The sequence below is a fragment of the Lysinibacillus sphaericus genome (assembly GCF_001629735.1).
GTDB lineage: Bacteria > Bacillota > Bacilli > Bacillales_A > Planococcaceae > Lysinibacillus > Lysinibacillus pinottii.
In genome coordinates this window covers 4,167,210-4,184,649 of the sequence record NZ_CP015224.1, presented here as the reverse complement: position 1 = coordinate 4,184,649, position 17,440 = coordinate 4,167,210, and the positions used below count along the sequence as shown (strand labels likewise).

Here is a 17,440-nt window from a genome sequence, read left to right as displayed (position 1 = left end):
AACCCCATTTTTTTCATAATTTCGTTACCTCTTTGTATTAACTCTAGTCATTATGTCTCGATATATCTATTAAGTACAATATTAAATTAAACGAAAAGACTCTTCCATTTTCCAACAATTCCATTCATATTAATAAATGATTATGTATTTACGAAAGGAGTTATACAAGCAATGTCCTATATCAATAAACATCTTGCTCGTACCTTAGAACAACAACATAAGAGAAGTGTAAGAGGTTTATTTTTAAAAATTGAAGAGCTTAATGCTGCTTGCACCCAACTACGAAAACGACTTGAACGTGAAACAGATATAACCGTTTATAAATATGCGATAGATTATGTCAATCAATTTGTTGCCCATACCTCTATCCTCAATTTAAAATTTATTACTAATACGCAAAATTTAGAGGTGTTAGTATTACACGCTCTTCTACTATCCTATATTTTAGAAACTGAGGGCAACCAGTCTTTTGCATACGAGGAAAAATTGCTAAAAGGATACATACAAGATACTTTCACATTAAACGATCATGCAAAAACACTCTTTATAAACCATCGAGAAAAAATGCTTAGCTATATTCAAAACGAAGAAACATAAAAAAGACGACCTTGAAATACGAACAAGATCGTCTTTTACTTTTTTATTGTAAGCCTTTAATAATTAAAGAACGGACTGGCAGGAATTGCTCCCCTGTTTCACCATATTTGATAATAACCTCGTCACCTTCTTGTAAATAAATAGCTAAAGGTTCTGTTTCGGCACTTACTAAGTAATTTTCACCATTGCTTAATAAGAAAGAAATCGTCGTAAAATCACCAAGTCGTTCCTTGTAAACTCGGACAACTTTTCCGCTAGCCTGTTTCTCTTCTGCATTTGAACTACCATCTACCGTATTTCCTCCACGACTTAAAGCAGTTTTATATAGCTTCAGCGCTTCTCTTGGAGTAGTAGCGTAAACAGAAATTTCCGGATTGGCTGCTGACACGATGAAATAATTTTGTAAAAATCCATTTGAATCAAGCACCGCCGTCAGCCAGCTAGCTTCTCCATAAAAATTGTAGAGTACTGGCATTTCACCAGCCCATTTTTTCTCAATAAATTTCTTTTCGATAATTTGCAAATTCCCCTGTGAGTCCATATAGCTTGAATCTAGATTACCTGTGTAATAGGTTGCTTCCCCTGTTCTTGCATTCGTTAAGGAATAACCTAACATAGAATCTACGCCCTCTTTAGGACTTGTAAAATCTGTGAAGTAATACATATCGCCTTTTTCATCAAAAATAGGACTGACATTCGATTCTGTCCCTTCGTCCGAAGGAATTTTTACATCTTTTTTACCAAACATACTGTTCCAAAAACCATGAACATAATTACCGAAATAACTGTTCTGTAAGCTTACAGTCTCTGGTGAAACTGCACCATCAATAAACTCAGGTATAGCATCAAGCTTAACCACTTCCGACTTCCCTGTAAGTGCATCGACCAAGACAATACCTTTTACATCAAAGCCATTACGCCCCGAAATAAATTCACCATATGAGCGAATGTAATAAGGCTTCCCTTCATCATCTACTTCAAGTTGTACATCTCCGTAGAATATAAGGAATGGATGTTGTAAACGAATATGACGTTCTAAATTGGCATTTAAATAGGCTGAAGGAACATATTTCATTTCCTCTTTTACAAATTTAGGATTATCTGCTGAATCTGTAGCACTCATAATAAAGTAACCAGGTGTTGTACCACCATTCATCCATTTAAAGAATCCAGAAAATTCAACTGGAGCGATATAAACATATTCACCTTTTACTTTTTGAATTTGTAAACGACCTAATTCATAATAGCTTGTATTCGGTACTTGCCCGAATGCCTTTTTCATTTTATTACGAGCAAATTTTGGTGGAACACTTGCAGGTGTCTGTGTCTCATCAAACGGCTTTAGCTCCACTTCTTCCTTCATCTCTGAAGACTTAAATTTCTCATTCGCGTTCCATAATGGTGCTGATAGAACATAGACTGCAACACCTAAGCTTGCTAAAAATAAAACACCTTTTATTTTTCGTTCAATGCCACTTGCTAGCATTGCACCAATTAACGTTAATAAAATAATAACTGGCCAGAAAACAAGCCAATTGACGTCAATTTTTGTTACATACAAAGTGAGTCCTGTTGCTAAAAACCCTAGCACAAAGACACCAATAAAAAAGTATCCAATCACCTTTCTAGATTTTCCATCTTCTCGCTTCTTAGTAATAAGCGGTGTTACTAACACACTCGCGATTATTGCAATGACTGCAGAAGCTAGTAGTAGCTTAGTCATTTGGTTCATCCTCTCCTAAAGCTTTCTGTCTTCTTATTTACGGTTACATACTAAAAAAGTTTCATACATAGGGTATATTAAAATACATGTCGGCGTCATTATGTTCAGATTATTTCAACCTCGCAGAAGGAGTCCCTTCGCCTCACAAAACATTTGCTGCATAGTTAAATAAAGGAATTCTATCAGAAAGAAAGAATTTCAATAGAAAAGGAGCTGAATATATTGGTTAAGAAATTATTCATGGCATTCATTATTTTATTTGGGTTGTATTATATTTTTCTTTTTTCCCATATTCCAGAAAGTTTACAACTAATCTTTAAAGTCATCCCTATGTTGTTGATGATTATTTTAGCGGCTATTCAAAAACGAGCACATATAAAAAAATATCAACTGCTGATTATCATAGGTCTAGTATTTTGTATGGTTGGTGACTATACACTGCAATGGTTTTTAGTTGGCCTAACTAGTTTTCTAATCGGTCATATCTTTTATATTTTTGCCTTCTCATCTGCAAACGAGCAACCGATACCCAGATGGGCCAAAATAATCTTATTACTTTACGGAGCAGGGATGGCCATTTGGATTGCAGGATCAGTTTTCAAAACTGGTGAAACGATTCTAGCTATCGCAGTAATCGCCTATATCGCAGTCATTTTAACGATGGGATGGACAGCAATTAAAACTGGCTCTAAATTCGCAACAATAGGTGCTTTGTTATTTATTGCCTCAGATTCCTATTTATCTATTAATAAATTTGTAATGCCACTACCTCTTTCTCATGAAGTAATTATGCTGACTTACTATAGTGCCCAATTACTAATAGCTTTAAGTATTCTTCAATATTCCGAAATCCGAAGTAAAGTGTTACAATAATTACACATACACATTAGGGGGCCATACTTATGAAAGAACAAGTAATTGAGCGGTTAATACGTTATGCAAAAATTGATACACAATCAGACTTCACAAGTGAAACTACACCTTCTACACCAAAACAATTTGATCTGTTACATGTTTTGAAAGATGAACTTGCTACTATAGGCTTAACAGACATTACATTAGATGAAAATGGCTATTTATTTGCGACGCTAGAAGCAAATACAGATAAAGACGTTCCAACTATCGGTTTTTTAGCACACGTGGACACAACTACGGATTTTACAGGAACAAATGTAAATCCGCAGCGCTTAGATAATTATGATGGTGGAGATATTCAGCTAAACGAAAACTTAGTAATGTCACCAGCTGATTTCCCTGAGCTTCAAAATTACATTGGTCAAACACTTATTACGACAGATGGTACAACATTGTTAGGAGCAGATGATAAGGCTGGTATTGCAGAAATTATAACAGCTATGGAGTACCTTATCCAAAACCCAAGTATTAAGCATGGTAAATTACGTGTGGCGTTTACACCTGATGAGGAAATCGGCCGTGGCCCACATAAATTTGATGTGGCTGCATTTGGAGCAGACTATGCCTATACAATGGATGGCGGACCATTAGGTGAACTACAATACGAAAGCTTCAATGCTGCTGGGGTAAAAGTGATAACAAAAGGAACAAGCGTCCATCCTGGATCTGCAAAAAATAAAATGGTCAACGCGATTACAATGGCTATTGCCTTCCAAAATGAAATGCCTACAGAGGCGGTTCCTGAAAAGACTGAAGGTTATGAAGGTTTCATTCATTTAATGGGCTTTAAAGGGGCTATCGAGCATGCAGAGCTATCATATATCGTTCGTGACCATGATCGTCAAAAGTTCGAAGAGAAGAAACAGTTAATGCAAGCTGCTGCAGCCAAAATTCAAGCTCAATTTGGTGAGGATGCTTTAAGCATTACTATTGAAGATCAATACTATAATATGGGTGAAAAAATAGAACCTGTAAAAGAAATCGTGGACATCGCTCGTGAGGCAATGGAAAAATTAGATATTACACCAATTACCTTACCTATACGTGGTGGTACTGACGGATCACAATTATCTTATATGGGCTTACCAACACCAAATATTTTTGCCGGTGGCGAAAATATGCATGGTAAATTTGAATATGTATCCGCTGAAACAATGGAAAAGGCAACACAAGTCATCATTGAAATCGTTCAGCTATTTGAACAACGGGCAAAATAGTTTACCTTGTGCCCAAGAAGTTTTTAAACAGAATTGAAAGATAACGGAGGAAGGTACTATCCTTTCTTCGTCATTTTCTCACTATTAATTACTGAATATTCTAATTACATAAATAATTTGAATTATGAGTCAAATCGAGGTGATCATTATGAAAGAAATTGCTATAGGCATAGTAGCTTCCCTTTTCTTTGCTGTAACATTTATTTTAAATCATGCCATGGAAATGCAAGGAGGTAGCTGGCTATGGAGTGCATCATTACGGTATTTTTTTATGCTACCCTTTTTACTTATCATTGTGTTTTATCGCAAAGGCTTTTCACAATTATCTAGCGAAATAAAAGCACAACCTACAGCTTGGCTTCTTTGGAGCTTTGTAGGATTTGTTTTATTCTATGCACCGTTAACTTATGCAGCAGCATTTGGTCCAGGCTGGCTGGTTTCTGGCACTTGGCAATTTACCATTGTTGCTGGTGTATTATTAGCTCCACTCTTTATGACCGTTATTGCAGAGAGAAAAGTACGTCAAAAAATACCCTTCATTTCACTTCTAATCTCTTGCGTCATATTAGTAGGTATTTTACTAATCCAAATACCTCAAGCACAATCAGTTTCGTTTAAAAGTTTAATGCTTGGAATTTTACCTGTCATCGTCGCTGCATTTGCTTATCCACTCGGCAATCGTAAAATGATGCACGTCTGTGGAGGGCGTATTGATACCTTCCAACGCGTTCTTGGTATGACAATCGCATCGATGCCAGCATGGATTATCATGGCTATTTATGCCCTGTTCACAGTCGGCCTTCCCTCCACAAGCCAGTTATTCCAATCATTACTTGTTGGTATTAGTTCAGGCGTCATTGCAACTATTTTATTTTTCATTGCAACAGATCATGTGAGAGATCATCAGGGCAAACTAGCTGCTGTTGAAGCGACACAGTCAACAGAAATTCTTTTTGTCATTATTGGTGAAGTAATACTATTAGGTATACCATTCCCTAACTCAATTGCTCTCGCAGGTCTAGGCGTCATTATTGTCGGAATGCTACTGCACAGTTATTACACAATGATTCTAGGAAAAAAAAGGTCGGTCCAACAAACGCCTTCTGCCTAACAGCTCCGTAGCTGTATTAAAATAAAAGATAAAAAAAGACGACTCCATTCTATAATAGAAAGAGTCGTCTGAGATTTTCACGTTCCCAAAAAATGAGGGGGGTTTTAGGAGCGTAATCATGAACTAGCAAACTTCTGGAGAAAAGTAGCTAAAGTTCATCCTCTCTACACTGTATTGTAGTGGAGGAATAATCTTTATACGATAATGATAATCATTATCAATTAAATTGTCAACAATAATCTAATAATTTTTTTAAAAAGATTTTTTTAACGAGCGGCGATACTGCCATTGCTTCAGTTGAAAATATAAAAAACAGCCTATACAGAAACCAGCTATAGCAACGGAAGAAGCTACCGCTACCATTGCCGTAAAGATATGACCTACTACCTGCCAATTTAATAGATAGCCTAACAAGCCACCAGATAAACAAAAGCTAGCTATACTGGCATTAAATTTTTGTTGCTGCGCATCCTCTGGTATATAGGTAGATGGAGCTTTTTTAAGAAACAACCTCCCAAAACGAATAATAGGATTATAGTTACAGAATACTCCCATTAAATTTGCAACCAATGGAATGACTAAAACCCATATGGCTCCTGTTATCCATGTGACAAACACACTTAATAGAATCGTCCATTGATTAAGTCGTACCAGTGGTCTTGGAATCGCATTAGGCAATGACATTCTAAAACCCACCTTTCTTATATGTTTAATGTATTTTACTATATGGCATTCCATTTGTGAAGCAAAAATGATTACTTTATAATTGTATTAAGAAAGCTCTTAAGAAAAGGGGATCATCATGCCAGCTTTAACGATGGATCAAGTTCAACAATTTAATTCCTATAGTATTTATACAACAGAACCAAAACGAACGTTATTTACTTTAGCTGATATACATAAAGACTTTTACCATCCCGATTTTTTAAATCTCATGATGGGTATCACAGACGCCGCTACGGAGACTGCCGCAATTTCTCACTTCGCACGTCGCTATGGGATGTTTTTTGCTATGCAGCTTTATATGCTCGCCGCTTATGACGAGGTGTGGGATGGCAAGCCAATTGAATTACGCTTCGATGCTGCCAAGGAATTCAACAGCTTTACAGTCGCTATGTTTGTTAATCCAAATGATTGGCGCTATGTTGAAGAGGATGAACGTCAGACGGTCATTGAGAAAATCCTATACGACGGTCATGTGATTGTACAACAACTTCGAAAAGTGACTTCAATCTCCCCTCTTACTATATGGGAAAATTTCTTTGGCTATTTACTATGGCATTATCATATTTTACTTTCAAATCCCGGCTTAGCTGATCAAGCTATGGAGGATATAGAGATATTGGAGGACCCTAAAACATGGGCGCACTTCTCCAATAAATCTTGGTGGGCACAATATACAGGTGGTCTAAGTCCAACAAATTTAGTAAATGTTCCTGTCCGTAAATCTTGTTGTTTTTCGAAAGATATACCGGGATTAATGGCATGCGGATTTTGTCCAATGAAGAAATAATAGCACGACGAAAAAGCCTTACCTTCCACCAATACATGTGAAAGATAAGGCTTTTTATGTTATTTTTCGTATACTACAAACCAATCATTATTTTCCTCATACATAGACGTACCAATAAAGCCCTGCTTTAAAAGCTGCTGTTGAGCCGTTGTATCTCCCATGTTAATTACTTGTTGTTCTGTCAATAAAGGGAGCTCTTGACGTAAATCCTTATAGAATATATAGCGTAGTTTATCTACATATTTAATTTTTAATCCTTTAATAACGAGGTCTTGAGAGAACTTATCCTTTAAGCTCGGAATATTAAATGGCTTAACCGTTGAACAAACGTAATCGTATTTTTCCACATCGATGTTACTCATCACTACTGTTGCTAATGTTTTTTGTAGACCATAGCCACGGTATTTTGGTGACACATTGGAAATCTCCTGATATAAAACTCGATTAAATTCGTTTTCAGGAATTCCACAATCATACCCAAGATGCTCCTCATCAATAGGAGGATTTAATAGGGCACGGAAGGCAATCAATTTCTCTCCTGTGTAAGCACCTATCATCATACCTTGACCATTTAAAATATATTCGAATTCCTCGGTGCTCAAAGGCTGCAAGATGCTCTTGTCAGCTAAAGCTTCATAAACCTCCACCTGCAAGTCCTCGATTTGTTGTAAATGTTGAGTTGTTAACTCTGTGACAAAGAATGGAGTCTCCCCTAGCATACCTTCATATATTTTTTCCATATTTCGCCTCCTTAGGCTGTGACAACAGTTGAAAACTTGCATAATTCCTTCATAACAGCTTCATCTACGTCAATACCCAGCCCCGGTTGTTCATTTAAACAGATAAAAGGAACATCATAACGAAGATTACCCACGTCTTTCGAGAACTTCAATGGTCCTGTCAATTCAACACTTGTCATAATTTTCTTAGAAAATGCTACATGGAAACCTGCTGCAGAGCCAACTGAGGATTCAACCATGGAACCAACTTGACATTCTATACCTGCCATTTCTGCCATAACTGCTAGTTTCATGGCTGGATAGATGCCGCCACATTTCATTAATTTTATATTTACTTTATCTGCAGCACGCTTGGCGATGATTTCACGCATCTCACGTACTCCACGAATTCCCTCATCGATCATTAGAGGCACATCAGATTTCGACTTAATCTCTACCATTCCATCGATATCTTCACTATCAACAGGTTGCTCTAACCAATCAATATTTAATTCCTTCATCGCACGTAAGCCCTGTAAAGTAGTTGCAGCATTTCCCCACCCTTGGTTGACATCTACTCGGATGGCGATATCTTCACCCACTTGCTTTCTTACTGCTTTAATACGAGCAACATCACGGGTTACCTCTGTACCTACCTTCATTTTAAATGAACGGTACCCCATTTCTACACGCTTAGCAGCCTCTTCAGCCATTGCCTCGGGCGTTCCAATACTTAACACATGTGTGATAGGGAATTTTTCATGATAACGCCCACCTAAAAGCTGATACACAGGAACCCCCAATGCTTTTCCAGCTATATCAAAGCAAGCAATATCAATAGCTGCTTTTGCTGCCGGAACATCTTTCACAACCTTATTCATTTTATCGTGCAATTTTTCAAAGGCCAACGGATCTTCACCAATAACAGCAGGTGCAAGATGATGTTGAAGCACAGCATATGTGCTTTCCCAAGTTTCACCTGTAACATGTTCATCAGGAACCGCTTCTCCATACCCCACAATACCAGTATCAGTTGTTACTTTTAAAATAATAGAAGGCATTGTATCATATGTAGCATAACTAATGATAAACGGATCAATTAGCGGTAAATGTATAGCATAAATTTCTACTTGTTGGATTTTCATAATAATCAGTCTCCTTCGTTGTTATATATGTCGCTAATACGTCGCTAAATATTTAAAAAAATAGAAAAGGAACGATGCCCATGTCTACGAAAATAGCGATTATTTGTTCTCAAGCATTTATGAAGCGTATTATTAGTATCGCACAAAATATAGACAATATTCAATTAGAATTTTATCTTTACAGTCACCCCTCTGAGGCGCCAGCTTTAATGAAGCAAATTAAACCCTGTGATGCTCTTTTATTCGGAGGAACATTACCCTTTTTACATGCTCAATCTCTCCTCTCGGAACTACCAATACCTTGGAATTACATTAAACAAGATGAAACAACTATCTCTACAACTCTATTATCACTAGTAGCTAAACATGCTGTACCAATCAATAGAATTTCGATTGATGTAATGAATCCAGCATTTGTAGATAATGTTCTAGCAGGAATTGAATATATGGGTCCGAAGCCACATATTCAACATATTTCTATTACAGAACCAACAGAACATATATTAAAGCGTCACATTGCGTTGTGGAATACCAAAACTATAGATTTCGTAATTACAAGTATCCACAGTGTTTTTGATACATTACAAGCACAGAAAATACCTGCCATGCGCATGATAGATGCCACGAATTCGATTATTCAATGTCTCAAAGAAACCAAAACCAAATCGCTGTTAACAAAATCCGAATCATTTAAGGCCGTAGTTGGATTTTTTGAGACTCCTACTGATTCTTTCATCGATTCAGCTATTTTAAATCAAATTGCGAAGGCTACCTTTTCAACGTATAAACAAATTTCATCGCATACCTTTGAGCTCTATACAACTGCTGGACATTTACAAAATGCACTCGAAAAGGAAGCTTTAGAAGAGCTAATTAAACAAATAGAAATACCATTTAAACTAGCCTTCGGGTATGGACACTCTATTTTAGAAGCCACCCAAAATGCCCAGCATGCCTTAACATTTTCAAAACCGTTTGAAATTTATATACTAGATGAACATAAAAATCTATTGGGTCCCTTTCCAAAATCAGAAGGTAAATTATCTTTAAAAACAGATGATCCTTATGTATTACAAATGGCCAAACTGACAAACTTAAGTCCATTAAATATCTCTAAAATCATCAATTTTAGTCATGAAAGGCAATCTGCACAATTTACATCGCAGAATCTTTCAGAATATCTACAGGTTACTAGACGTACAACTGAGCGTATTATTAAAAAATTAGTAGATCAAGGTTATGCAAAGGTCGTTGGCGAAGAAATGACACATCAACAAGGTAGACCTCGCACCATTTATGAATTAAATTTCGCCACCTATTAACCAACTATATAAAAGGAATTCTCGTAAATGCTGAGCATCTACGAGAATTCTTATGATTAATCAACCATTACCATATTATCAGTGTTTTCCATCTCTTGTTCCTTTTTACGTTTCTCTGCTTCTGCTATTTCTTCTGGTGTTAATTTAACAATAGCAAATCCAATGTATCCATAAATAATGGAAATAATAGGTACCATGAAATTAAGAATAGCATATGGTGCATACTCCATAGCGCCTACACCCAATGTCGCTAAAATAAACACACCACAAGTATTCCATGGGAAGAAAACAGATGTTAATGTTCCCCCATCTTCTAAAGCACGAGATAGATTTTTAGAATGTAGGCCTCGTTGCTGATAGACACCTGCAAACATACGTGAAGGGACTACAATTGAAATGTATTGCTCTGAGCACGTTGCATTCGTTGTGACACACGCTGCAATTGTCGAAGCAATAAGACTACCTGTAGATTTAGCAAACTTCACAATTACATTCATCAGAGCTTTCAACATGCCTGAATACTCTAGAATCCCACCGAATGTCATCGCTACAATGGTCATTGAAACCGTATTCATCATAGAATCTAAACCACCACGGTTAAATAATTCATCTACCATGTGATTACCTGTCGAGATTTCAAATCCAGCTTGTAATGCTTGTACAGCACTTGCAGCTGAACCACCCTGTACAAAAATCTGTAGTAAGAAGCCGGAAACAATCCCAATAATTAAAGCTGGAATTGCTGGAACTTTTTTAGCTACTAAAACAATAACACCCACTGGTACAAGTAAGAGTAAAGGAGAGATAACAAAGCTTTCATCCATTACTTTTAACGTTGTTAAGATTTCTTCCGATTTCATCGAAACATCTGCAAATTTTCTACCCAAAAATCCGAAAACAACCAGTGAAATAATTAACGCTGGAATCGTTGTATAAAGCATATGCTTAATATGTTCAAATAAATTAGTACCTGTTAAACCAGCTGCCAGATTCGTTGTATCTGATAATGGTGACATTTTATCACCAAAGTAAGAACCTGAAATAACTGCCCCGGCGATCATAGCCGCTGGAATACCCATACTTAAACCAATACCCATGCCTGCGACACCGATTGTCGCCATTGTCGACCACGAACTACCAATAGCTAGTGACACGATTGAACATAACAGCATAATCGTTACTAAAAACCACGCTGGAGATATTAATTTTAAGCCATAGAAAATCATCGTTGCTACGACTCCGCCGCCAATCCATGCTCCAATTGTCAAACCTACTAAAATAATAATGACAATGGCAGGTAATGCCAAACGTATCCCCTTATACATCATTTCTTCAATTTCAGACCATTTGTATCCATGCATTTTGGCAACAATTGCTGCTACAGTTGTGCCAACAAGAAGAGGTACGTGAGGACTTTGCTCTAAAACAACTACTGTAATCAACATAGTAATGATCATAACTGCAAAAGTTAGTAGTGCCCAGCCCGCATTAATATCCTTTTTCATTCTTCCATCCCCTTTTTTTGCACCAAATCCCTTTTCGGTTTTTCAAAGACGCAAATAATTTTTTACGTTTTTTAGCTTAATATTCAAAAAATTAAAAGTCAACGCAAAAAAATTATGCCTCTCTAGCAAATCTCTTTGTTTTAGGGCAATAAAACGCTTTCAAGTAGCAATAAGAAGCCTCGAAAAACCCTTGAATATCCATGCATTTCAGGGAATTCCCATGCAAAAAAAGCTATATGAAAAAATCATTGCATTTTTCACATAGCTAAAAAAATATTTTTTTATTCAGGTTTTTTTTCTAATACGCAAGCAAGTACTTTAGCAGCATCAATTAAGGCACTACGATCAAATGTCATTTTAGGGTGATGTAATCCTGGTGTTAAGTTTGCCCCAATGCCAATCATTGCCGCTTTTAATTCTGGCTTCTTTACCGTATAAAAATGGAAATCGTCACTACCTGGGGTCGTTATTTCATCTGCTAAATATTGTTCGCCCAATGTTTCAACAATTGCCTCTTTCGCCATTTTTGCAGCAATTGCTGAAACTTCCGCACCTGGTGTGAAATCAACCCACTTCCAATCCATATCTATTTCAAACTGCTGCTGAATTGCTTTTAAACCAGACTCAATTTTGCTACGAAGTAATTCAAGTTGGTGATTATGCTGTGCTCGAATGTCCATCGAGAAACTAGCATTTCCTGGAATGATATTTGTACTACCTCCATCAGCAATAATTTTTGTTAACTTTGCAGAATGTGGCTCAAAAGGCGATAGATGAATACTGTTTAACATTTGTTGGACAGCCATAATGACATCAATGGCATTTTTACCTTGATGTGGTCTCGCCCCATGTGCATCAATCCCCTGAATAGCCCCTTCTAGAAAATAGGCAGCACCATGATGAATAGCTGGTGAAACTTTACCGAGAGGTAGTTCTTCAATAGGTCTTAAATGTACACCAAATAAATGTGATACCCCATCAACCGCTCCTCGATCAAAAGCAGCACATGCACCATTCCCTAATTCCTCGGCAGGCTGGAAAATAAAACGGACACGATGTTGCAATGATTGATCTTTAAGTAGTAATAATGCCCCAAGCACCATGGTCATATTAGCATCATGACCACAAGAATGATTCGCCTGCCATTCCCCATCCACTTCTTGCCACAAAGCATCAATATCAGCACGCACCGCAACAACTTCTTCACCTGCTCCAATTTCTGCAATTAATCCCGGGACATCCCCCAGCAGACGATAAGAAACATTTAATTCTTCTAATATTGACGCTAATTTTTTTGTTGTCTCGAACTCCTTCCAGCTCACTTCTGGATAATTGTGAAAATGCTCGAACCATTGATACATTGTTTCTTCTAATGTTATAGCTTTTGACATAACGACACCTCTATACGCATTTTTGCTTTACATTATACATGAATCCTTTTTATAAAAGTATATACGCAGTAAGACCCATTAATATGAAAAAGCTTAATAAATTTATATGCTATTTAAAACTGCCTAAGACATAAATAAATAGGCTATGTTAAAAGTTGTTATCTCTTTCAACATAGCCCATCATGTATTCATTATAAACTTGTAAAAAACCCTTCAGGATATTCCTCATATTGCACCATCGCTAATGGCTCCTCATTTTTTTCTTCCTCTTCCTTTAGATCATATTCTTGATCCATTAGGTATGTCTCAAATTTTGAATTTAACAATTTACCCATTGTAGCACCCCTCTTTTATTTAATTGAATTTTCTGATAAAAGAATTATACAATAGGATTTCGATAAAATGCAATAAATTATACTCATTATGCATTAAAAATATAAAACCAATCTCTATTTTAGAACAATCAACACATTATAATTTCCAACAAATTACAATAAAATCAAAAATTTGCTCATTAATAGCTGACAGAAATTTGTTAGCCAGCTATTAATAGAGCAGATGTATATTGTATAAAATCAAAAATTTACGATATTGTCACACCTGTTTTTCCATTCGTATGATCATTATCACTGCCTTTTTTATTTGATAATACTTGAATTACAAACATGATAACAAAGATGCCTAAACCTACCCAGTCCGAGAATTTCTCTGGATAAATAAGTAATAGACCAGTGGCTATCCCTACTATTCTTTCAAACCAATACAGTTTACGGTACCAATACCCAATAACACCCGAACCGATGGCAACCATTCCTGTAATAGCAGTAAATACAACCCATATTATCTGTGGTACTGTCGTATCAATCATTAGTAAAGACGGTGAAAAGACAATCATATACGGTATAATAAATGCCGCAATAGCAAGCTTGGCTGAATTAACTCCTGTTTTAATAGGATCCCCACCTGAAATCCCTGAGGCTGCAAAGGCGGCTAAAGCTACAGGTGGTGTAATATCTGCAATAATTCCAAAGTAGAACACAAAGAAGTGAGCCGATAGTAATACAACTACTGGCACTAACTCTTGCGGTGTGTTAGGTGATAATAATGCTACAATGGCTGGAGCTGCAATTGTGGATGTAATCACATAATTTGCGGTAGTTGGTGCACCCATACCAAGTATAAGGGAGGCAATCATCACGAAAATTAATGTCAAAATAATACTACCACCAGCCAAAGCTACTAAACTATTGGCTAGACTTAAACCAAGCCCTGTTTTGACAACAACCCCTACAATAATTCCTGCACAAGCTGTTGCTGCCACTACACCTAACGCAGTACGAGCGCCTTCCACCAATGCATCTATCACATCCATCGGTTTAAGCCGTGTCTCCTTATTAAACATTGCAACCCCAATCGAAATAATGATTCCGTACAACGCTGCATGCATAACAGGTGTCCCCGTCAACATTAGCACGATAATCGCAATAATCGGTAATAAAAGATAAATTTTCTTAAAAACTTCTTTTCGGTTTGGCATTTGATCATCTCTAAGACCTTTTAAACCAACTCGTTTTGCTTCAAAGTGCGTCATAATCCAAATACCTGTAAAATATAGAAGTGCTGGAATAGCTGCCGCTTTCGCTATATCCCAATAGGTAATGCCACGACCAATAAACTCTACCATTAGGAAAGCCGCTGCCCCCATAATTGGTGGCATTAGCTGACCACCCGTTGACGCTGCCGCTTCAACTGCACCTGCAAATTCTTTACGATAGCCTAGTTTTTTCATCATTGGAATCGTATAGGAGCCTGATGTTACGACATTGGCTACAGAGCTTCCCGAAATAGTACCTTGTAGTGCACTTGAAAAGACTGCTACTTTTGCTGGGCCTCCTATTAATTTACCTGCCAATGAAACGGCTAGATCATTAAAGTACTGACCGACCCCCGTTTTTACTAGAAAAGCTCCAAAGAGTAAAAATACAAATATAAAAGTGGCTGACACACTAATCGGTGTGCCAAAAATTCCATCTGTTGTAAAATACATAAGGTTTACAATACTCTCTAAATCCTGTCCTCTATGTGCCATAAATGCCGGAAAATATGGACCATAGTAAGCATAAATTAAGAAACAAGCTGCAATAATCGTAATTGGTATCCCAACGGCACGACGAGCGGCTTCAAGCACTAATACAACAGCGATAAGACCTACAATAAAATCCATTTGTGTGATGGAGCCATTGCGATTCACAAGCTCAGTATAGTTTAAAGACCAGTACGACCCTACTCCCACTGAAAGCAAAGCCAATAAATAATCAAACCATGCAATTTTGTACTTTGGTGCTTTTTTACGAGCAGGAAATAGTAGAAAAATAAGTGTCAAACCAAAGCCTAAATGGATGGTACGTTGAATTTGTGCTGGGAATTGCCCGAAAATGGCTGTATAAAGTTGAAACAAAGAGAATGCTAAAAGACCATAGAAAATGACATGCCTCATAATACCTGTTACAGCTCTTACGTTGGATTCAATATCATATTTTTCTAATATAGCTTGTTGCTCTTCAGCAGAAATTTGCTCGAATTCTTCTACTCTTTCTTTCTTTGCTTTTTCCTGTGTTGTCATTTCATTCTTACTCCTTTCCACTGTTCGTATAGTGATAGGTGCCTGATTTCAAATAAATAGGATTTTCCCCTTTGTAAATCTTTTTTTAAATCATATTCCACGTCTTCGTAGTTGAATACCAGGTCTAAACCCAAATCGCCAATTAAAATGGTAAAATTGTCAATTTCACGATGGTCATCAAATTGAAGAACGTATTTGCCGTCCCTTTCTATAAACGTTTGGCCCTCCTCGGCATAGCCTGGCATACCTATTGCTAAATCTTCATATTCCATCTCTAACATCTGAATACGATTTCCCTTAACATATTGATAGGATTCGTATACATCTGAATTATGTATGGAGTGGGTATATCTAATTTGAAATTTTTCACTTTCAGTAATTGGTATGTAGTGCACTCTCGGATTTGCCATGCGCGTTTCTGTAAAGCTGAATACCTTTTGAAATGGAAGAATAACTACAATAATTAAGCAGAAGATTACTAAAACTACTGTAATACTAACTTTCCCCTGTTGCATTTCATCCTTCTCCCCACTTTAAAAGCTACTCGCCTATACTTCACCGTATAGTAGGAAAAAGACTCGAAGCTTTACGCAATCCGAGCCCCCTTCATATTTTAGTAATCGTTTTGTCTATTTTTTCTCATCAAAGTACTTTTGAGCGCCTGGATGAATGTCAATACTAATTCCATCTAAACCTGTTTCAGCTTTGATAAATCTACCTTTATCATGAGAGATTTTATCAGTATTATCATAGATAGCTTTTGTCATAGCATAGACAACATCCTCTGGTAGTTCCTTTTTCACGGCTAACATAGCAAGAACTGAAACTGTTTCTGTATCTTCTGCAATTCCATAAGTCCCTGCTTTTACTGTATCCTTTGCATAATAAGGATATTTAGCAATTAATTCATCTGCTTTACCTGCATCTACACCAACAATATTTACTTTCGTTGTAGCATTTAACGCTTCAACTGCACCTGTTGGCGTACCTGCAGTAATAAATGCCGCATCAATTTGGCCTGATTGAAGACCATCTGTTGACTCCCCAAAATCTAAATTTTGAGCTTTGATATCATCCATCGTTAAGCCGTGAATCTCCAGTAATTGCTCGGCATTCGCATAAGTACCTGAACCAGGTGCCCCTACAGACACTTTTTTCCCTTTTAAATCCGCATAAGTCTTAATGCCTGTTGCTTCTGTAGTAACTAATTGTACTGTTTCAGGATAAAGAGCACCTAAAGCTGAAATTGTATCAATTTTCTTTCCATCGAACATTAACTTTCCTTCCGTAGCATAGTAAGCAATATCCGTTTGAACAAATGCAATTTCGCCTTTACCTTCTTGCAAAGCAGTCATATTAGCAGCAGATGCCTGAGACACCTCAGCAGTTGTTTTGATATCCGTTTCTGTCGTAATTAAATCAGCAAATGTACCGCCAAGTGCATAGTAAGTACCTTGTGTTCCACCAGTTAATAAGCTTAAAAATTTGGGCTTTTCAGATGACTCCGAAGCGTTCTCGTTCGTATCCTTAGAGCCACTTCCCCCATCTGACCCACATGCAGCTAAAATCATTAGTGCAAACGCACTTAATAATAGCAACCATTTAAATTGTGTCTTTTTCATAGTATTTTCCCCCTCTGTATAATAGTAAAGGCAATCT

Annotated in this window: 16 protein-coding genes; 6 read left to right on the top strand and 10 right to left on the bottom strand. The window is 36.9% G+C overall.

The features are described from left to right. Positions 1–171 precede the first annotated feature (171 nt). A complete protein-coding gene (locus A2J09_RS20595; protein WP_012292601.1) occupies positions 172–597 on the top strand; it encodes a hypothetical protein in 426 nt (141 codons plus the stop codon). A 43-nt stretch (positions 598–640) separates the two neighbouring features. Here A2J09_RS20595 and A2J09_RS20590 read toward each other — a convergent pair whose 3' ends face one another. After that, positions 641–2,320, bottom strand: coding sequence for a membrane protein (locus A2J09_RS20590; RefSeq protein WP_036160675.1), 1,680 nt, complete (start codon positions 2,318–2,320; stop codon positions 641–643). A gap of 222 nt (positions 2,321–2,542) precedes the next feature. Here A2J09_RS20590 and A2J09_RS20585 point away from each other — a divergent pair, with 222 nt between their 5' ends. The 3 genes from A2J09_RS20585 to A2J09_RS20575 all read left to right on the top strand — a co-directional run bounded on the left by A2J09_RS20585 (position 2,543) and on the right by A2J09_RS20575 (position 5,563). Beyond that, positions 2,543–3,193, top strand: coding sequence for a lysoplasmalogenase (locus A2J09_RS20585; RefSeq protein WP_036160673.1), 651 nt, complete (start codon positions 2,543–2,545; stop codon positions 3,191–3,193). A 29-nt stretch (positions 3,194–3,222) separates the two neighbouring features. Continuing rightward, a complete protein-coding gene (gene pepT / locus A2J09_RS20580) occupies positions 3,223–4,452 on the top strand; it encodes a peptidase T (protein WP_012292598.1) in 1,230 nt (409 codons plus the stop codon). Between the two features lie 148 nt (positions 4,453–4,600). Then, positions 4,601–5,563 carry a DMT family transporter gene (locus tag A2J09_RS20575; RefSeq protein ID WP_036160670.1) on the top strand — a complete coding sequence of 321 codons (963 nt, stop codon included), beginning with the start codon at positions 4,601–4,603 and terminating at the stop codon, positions 5,561–5,563. Between the two features lie 252 nt (positions 5,564–5,815). Here the strand turns inward: A2J09_RS20575 and A2J09_RS20570 are convergent, their stop codons facing one another. Further along, positions 5,816–6,247, bottom strand: coding sequence for a DUF4395 domain-containing protein (locus A2J09_RS20570; RefSeq protein WP_036160667.1), 432 nt, complete (start codon positions 6,245–6,247; stop codon positions 5,816–5,818). A 118-nt stretch (positions 6,248–6,365) separates the two neighbouring features. On the opposite strand from A2J09_RS20570, the gene A2J09_RS20565 reads away from it, so the two are divergent. Further along, a complete protein-coding gene (locus tag A2J09_RS20565) occupies positions 6,366–7,076 on the top strand; it encodes a hypothetical protein (protein WP_012292595.1) in 711 nt (236 codons plus the stop codon). Positions 7,077–7,135: 59 nt separating this feature from the next. Here A2J09_RS20565 and A2J09_RS20560 read toward each other — a convergent pair whose 3' ends face one another. Together A2J09_RS20560 and A2J09_RS20555 are read right to left on the bottom strand one after the other, a co-directional pair. Next, positions 7,136–7,816, bottom strand: coding sequence for a hypothetical protein (locus A2J09_RS20560; RefSeq protein ID WP_012292594.1), 681 nt, complete (start codon positions 7,814–7,816; stop codon positions 7,136–7,138). Positions 7,817–7,827: 11 nt separating this feature from the next. Continuing rightward, entirely contained in the window at positions 7,828–8,940 is a 1,113-nt protein-coding gene (locus A2J09_RS20555) for a mandelate racemase/muconate lactonizing enzyme family protein (protein ID WP_012292593.1), read from the bottom strand. Between the two features lie 80 nt (positions 8,941–9,020). Here A2J09_RS20555 and A2J09_RS20550 point away from each other — a divergent pair, with 80 nt between their 5' ends. Beyond that, on the top strand, positions 9,021–10,262 hold the full coding sequence (locus A2J09_RS20550) for a hypothetical protein (protein WP_036160663.1): 1,242 nt from the start codon (positions 9,021–9,023) through the stop codon (positions 10,260–10,262). Positions 10,263–10,318: 56 nt separating this feature from the next. On the opposite strand, the gene nhaC is transcribed toward A2J09_RS20550, so the two are convergent. The 6 genes from nhaC to A2J09_RS20525 all read right to left on the bottom strand — a co-directional run bounded on the left by nhaC (position 10,319) and on the right by A2J09_RS20525 (position 17,403). Further along, positions 10,319–11,767: a Na+/H+ antiporter NhaC gene (nhaC, locus tag A2J09_RS20545; RefSeq protein WP_012292591.1), complete on the bottom strand. Its 1,449-nt coding sequence runs from the start codon at positions 11,765–11,767 to the stop codon at positions 10,319–10,321. Positions 11,768–12,048: 281 nt separating this feature from the next. Continuing rightward, entirely contained in the window at positions 12,049–13,158 is a 1,110-nt protein-coding gene (locus A2J09_RS20540) for an amidohydrolase (protein ID WP_012292590.1), read from the bottom strand. A gap of 191 nt (positions 13,159–13,349) precedes the next feature. After that, entirely contained in the window at positions 13,350–13,493 is a 144-nt protein-coding gene (locus tag A2J09_RS24000) for a hypothetical protein (protein WP_012292589.1), read from the bottom strand. Between the two features lie 248 nt (positions 13,494–13,741). Next, on the bottom strand, positions 13,742–15,781 hold the full coding sequence (locus A2J09_RS20535) for a TRAP transporter permease (protein WP_012292588.1): 2,040 nt from the start codon (positions 15,779–15,781) through the stop codon (positions 13,742–13,744). Beyond that, complete coding sequence (locus tag A2J09_RS20530; RefSeq protein WP_012292587.1) at positions 15,778–16,296, bottom strand: DUF1850 domain-containing protein; 519 nt, start codon at positions 16,294–16,296, stop codon at positions 15,778–15,780. The genes A2J09_RS20535 and A2J09_RS20530 overlap by 4 nt, the downstream gene beginning before the upstream one ends. Positions 16,297–16,410: 114 nt before the next feature. Then, the gene (locus A2J09_RS20525) at positions 16,411–17,403 is read right to left on the bottom strand and encodes a TAXI family TRAP transporter solute-binding subunit (RefSeq protein WP_031418354.1); all 993 of its coding nucleotides are present in this window, start codon (positions 17,401–17,403) and stop codon (positions 16,411–16,413) included. Between the last annotated feature and the right edge of the window lie 37 nt (positions 17,404–17,440).

Coding starts and splice junctions, on each gene's coding strand:
- A2J09_RS20595 (WP_012292601.1), top strand. CDS start 172: ATGTCCTATATCAATAAACATCTTGCTCGTACCTTAGAACAACAACAT.
- A2J09_RS20590 (WP_036160675.1), bottom strand. CDS start 2,320: ATGACTAAGCTACTACTAGCTTCTGCAGTCATTGCAATAATCGCGAGT.
- pepT (WP_012292598.1), top strand. CDS start 3,223: ATGAAAGAACAAGTAATTGAGCGGTTAATACGTTATGCAAAAATTGAT.
- A2J09_RS20575 (WP_036160670.1), top strand. CDS start 4,601: ATGAAAGAAATTGCTATAGGCATAGTAGCTTCCCTTTTCTTTGCTGTA.
- A2J09_RS20570 (WP_036160667.1), bottom strand. CDS start 6,247: ATGTCATTGCCTAATGCGATTCCAAGACCACTGGTACGACTTAATCAA.
- A2J09_RS20565 (WP_012292595.1), top strand. CDS start 6,366: ATGCCAGCTTTAACGATGGATCAAGTTCAACAATTTAATTCCTATAGT.
- A2J09_RS20560 (WP_012292594.1), bottom strand. CDS start 7,816: ATGGAAAAAATATATGAAGGTATGCTAGGGGAGACTCCATTCTTTGTC.
- A2J09_RS20555 (WP_012292593.1), bottom strand. CDS start 8,940: ATGAAAATCCAACAAGTAGAAATTTATGCTATACATTTACCGCTAATT.
- A2J09_RS20550 (WP_036160663.1), top strand. CDS start 9,021: ATGTCTACGAAAATAGCGATTATTTGTTCTCAAGCATTTATGAAGCGT.
- nhaC (WP_012292591.1), bottom strand. CDS start 11,767: ATGAAAAAGGATATTAATGCGGGCTGGGCACTACTAACTTTTGCAGTT.
- A2J09_RS20540 (WP_012292590.1), bottom strand. CDS start 13,158: ATGTCAAAAGCTATAACATTAGAAGAAACAATGTATCAATGGTTCGAG.
- A2J09_RS24000 (WP_012292589.1), bottom strand. CDS start 13,493: ATGGGTAAATTGTTAAATTCAAAATTTGAGACATACCTAATGGATCAA.
- A2J09_RS20535 (WP_012292588.1), bottom strand. CDS start 15,781: ATGACAACACAGGAAAAAGCAAAGAAAGAAAGAGTAGAAGAATTCGAG.
- A2J09_RS20530 (WP_012292587.1), bottom strand. CDS start 16,296: ATGCAACAGGGGAAAGTTAGTATTACAGTAGTTTTAGTAATCTTCTGC.
- A2J09_RS20525 (WP_031418354.1), bottom strand. CDS start 17,403: ATGAAAAAGACACAATTTAAATGGTTGCTATTATTAAGTGCGTTTGCA.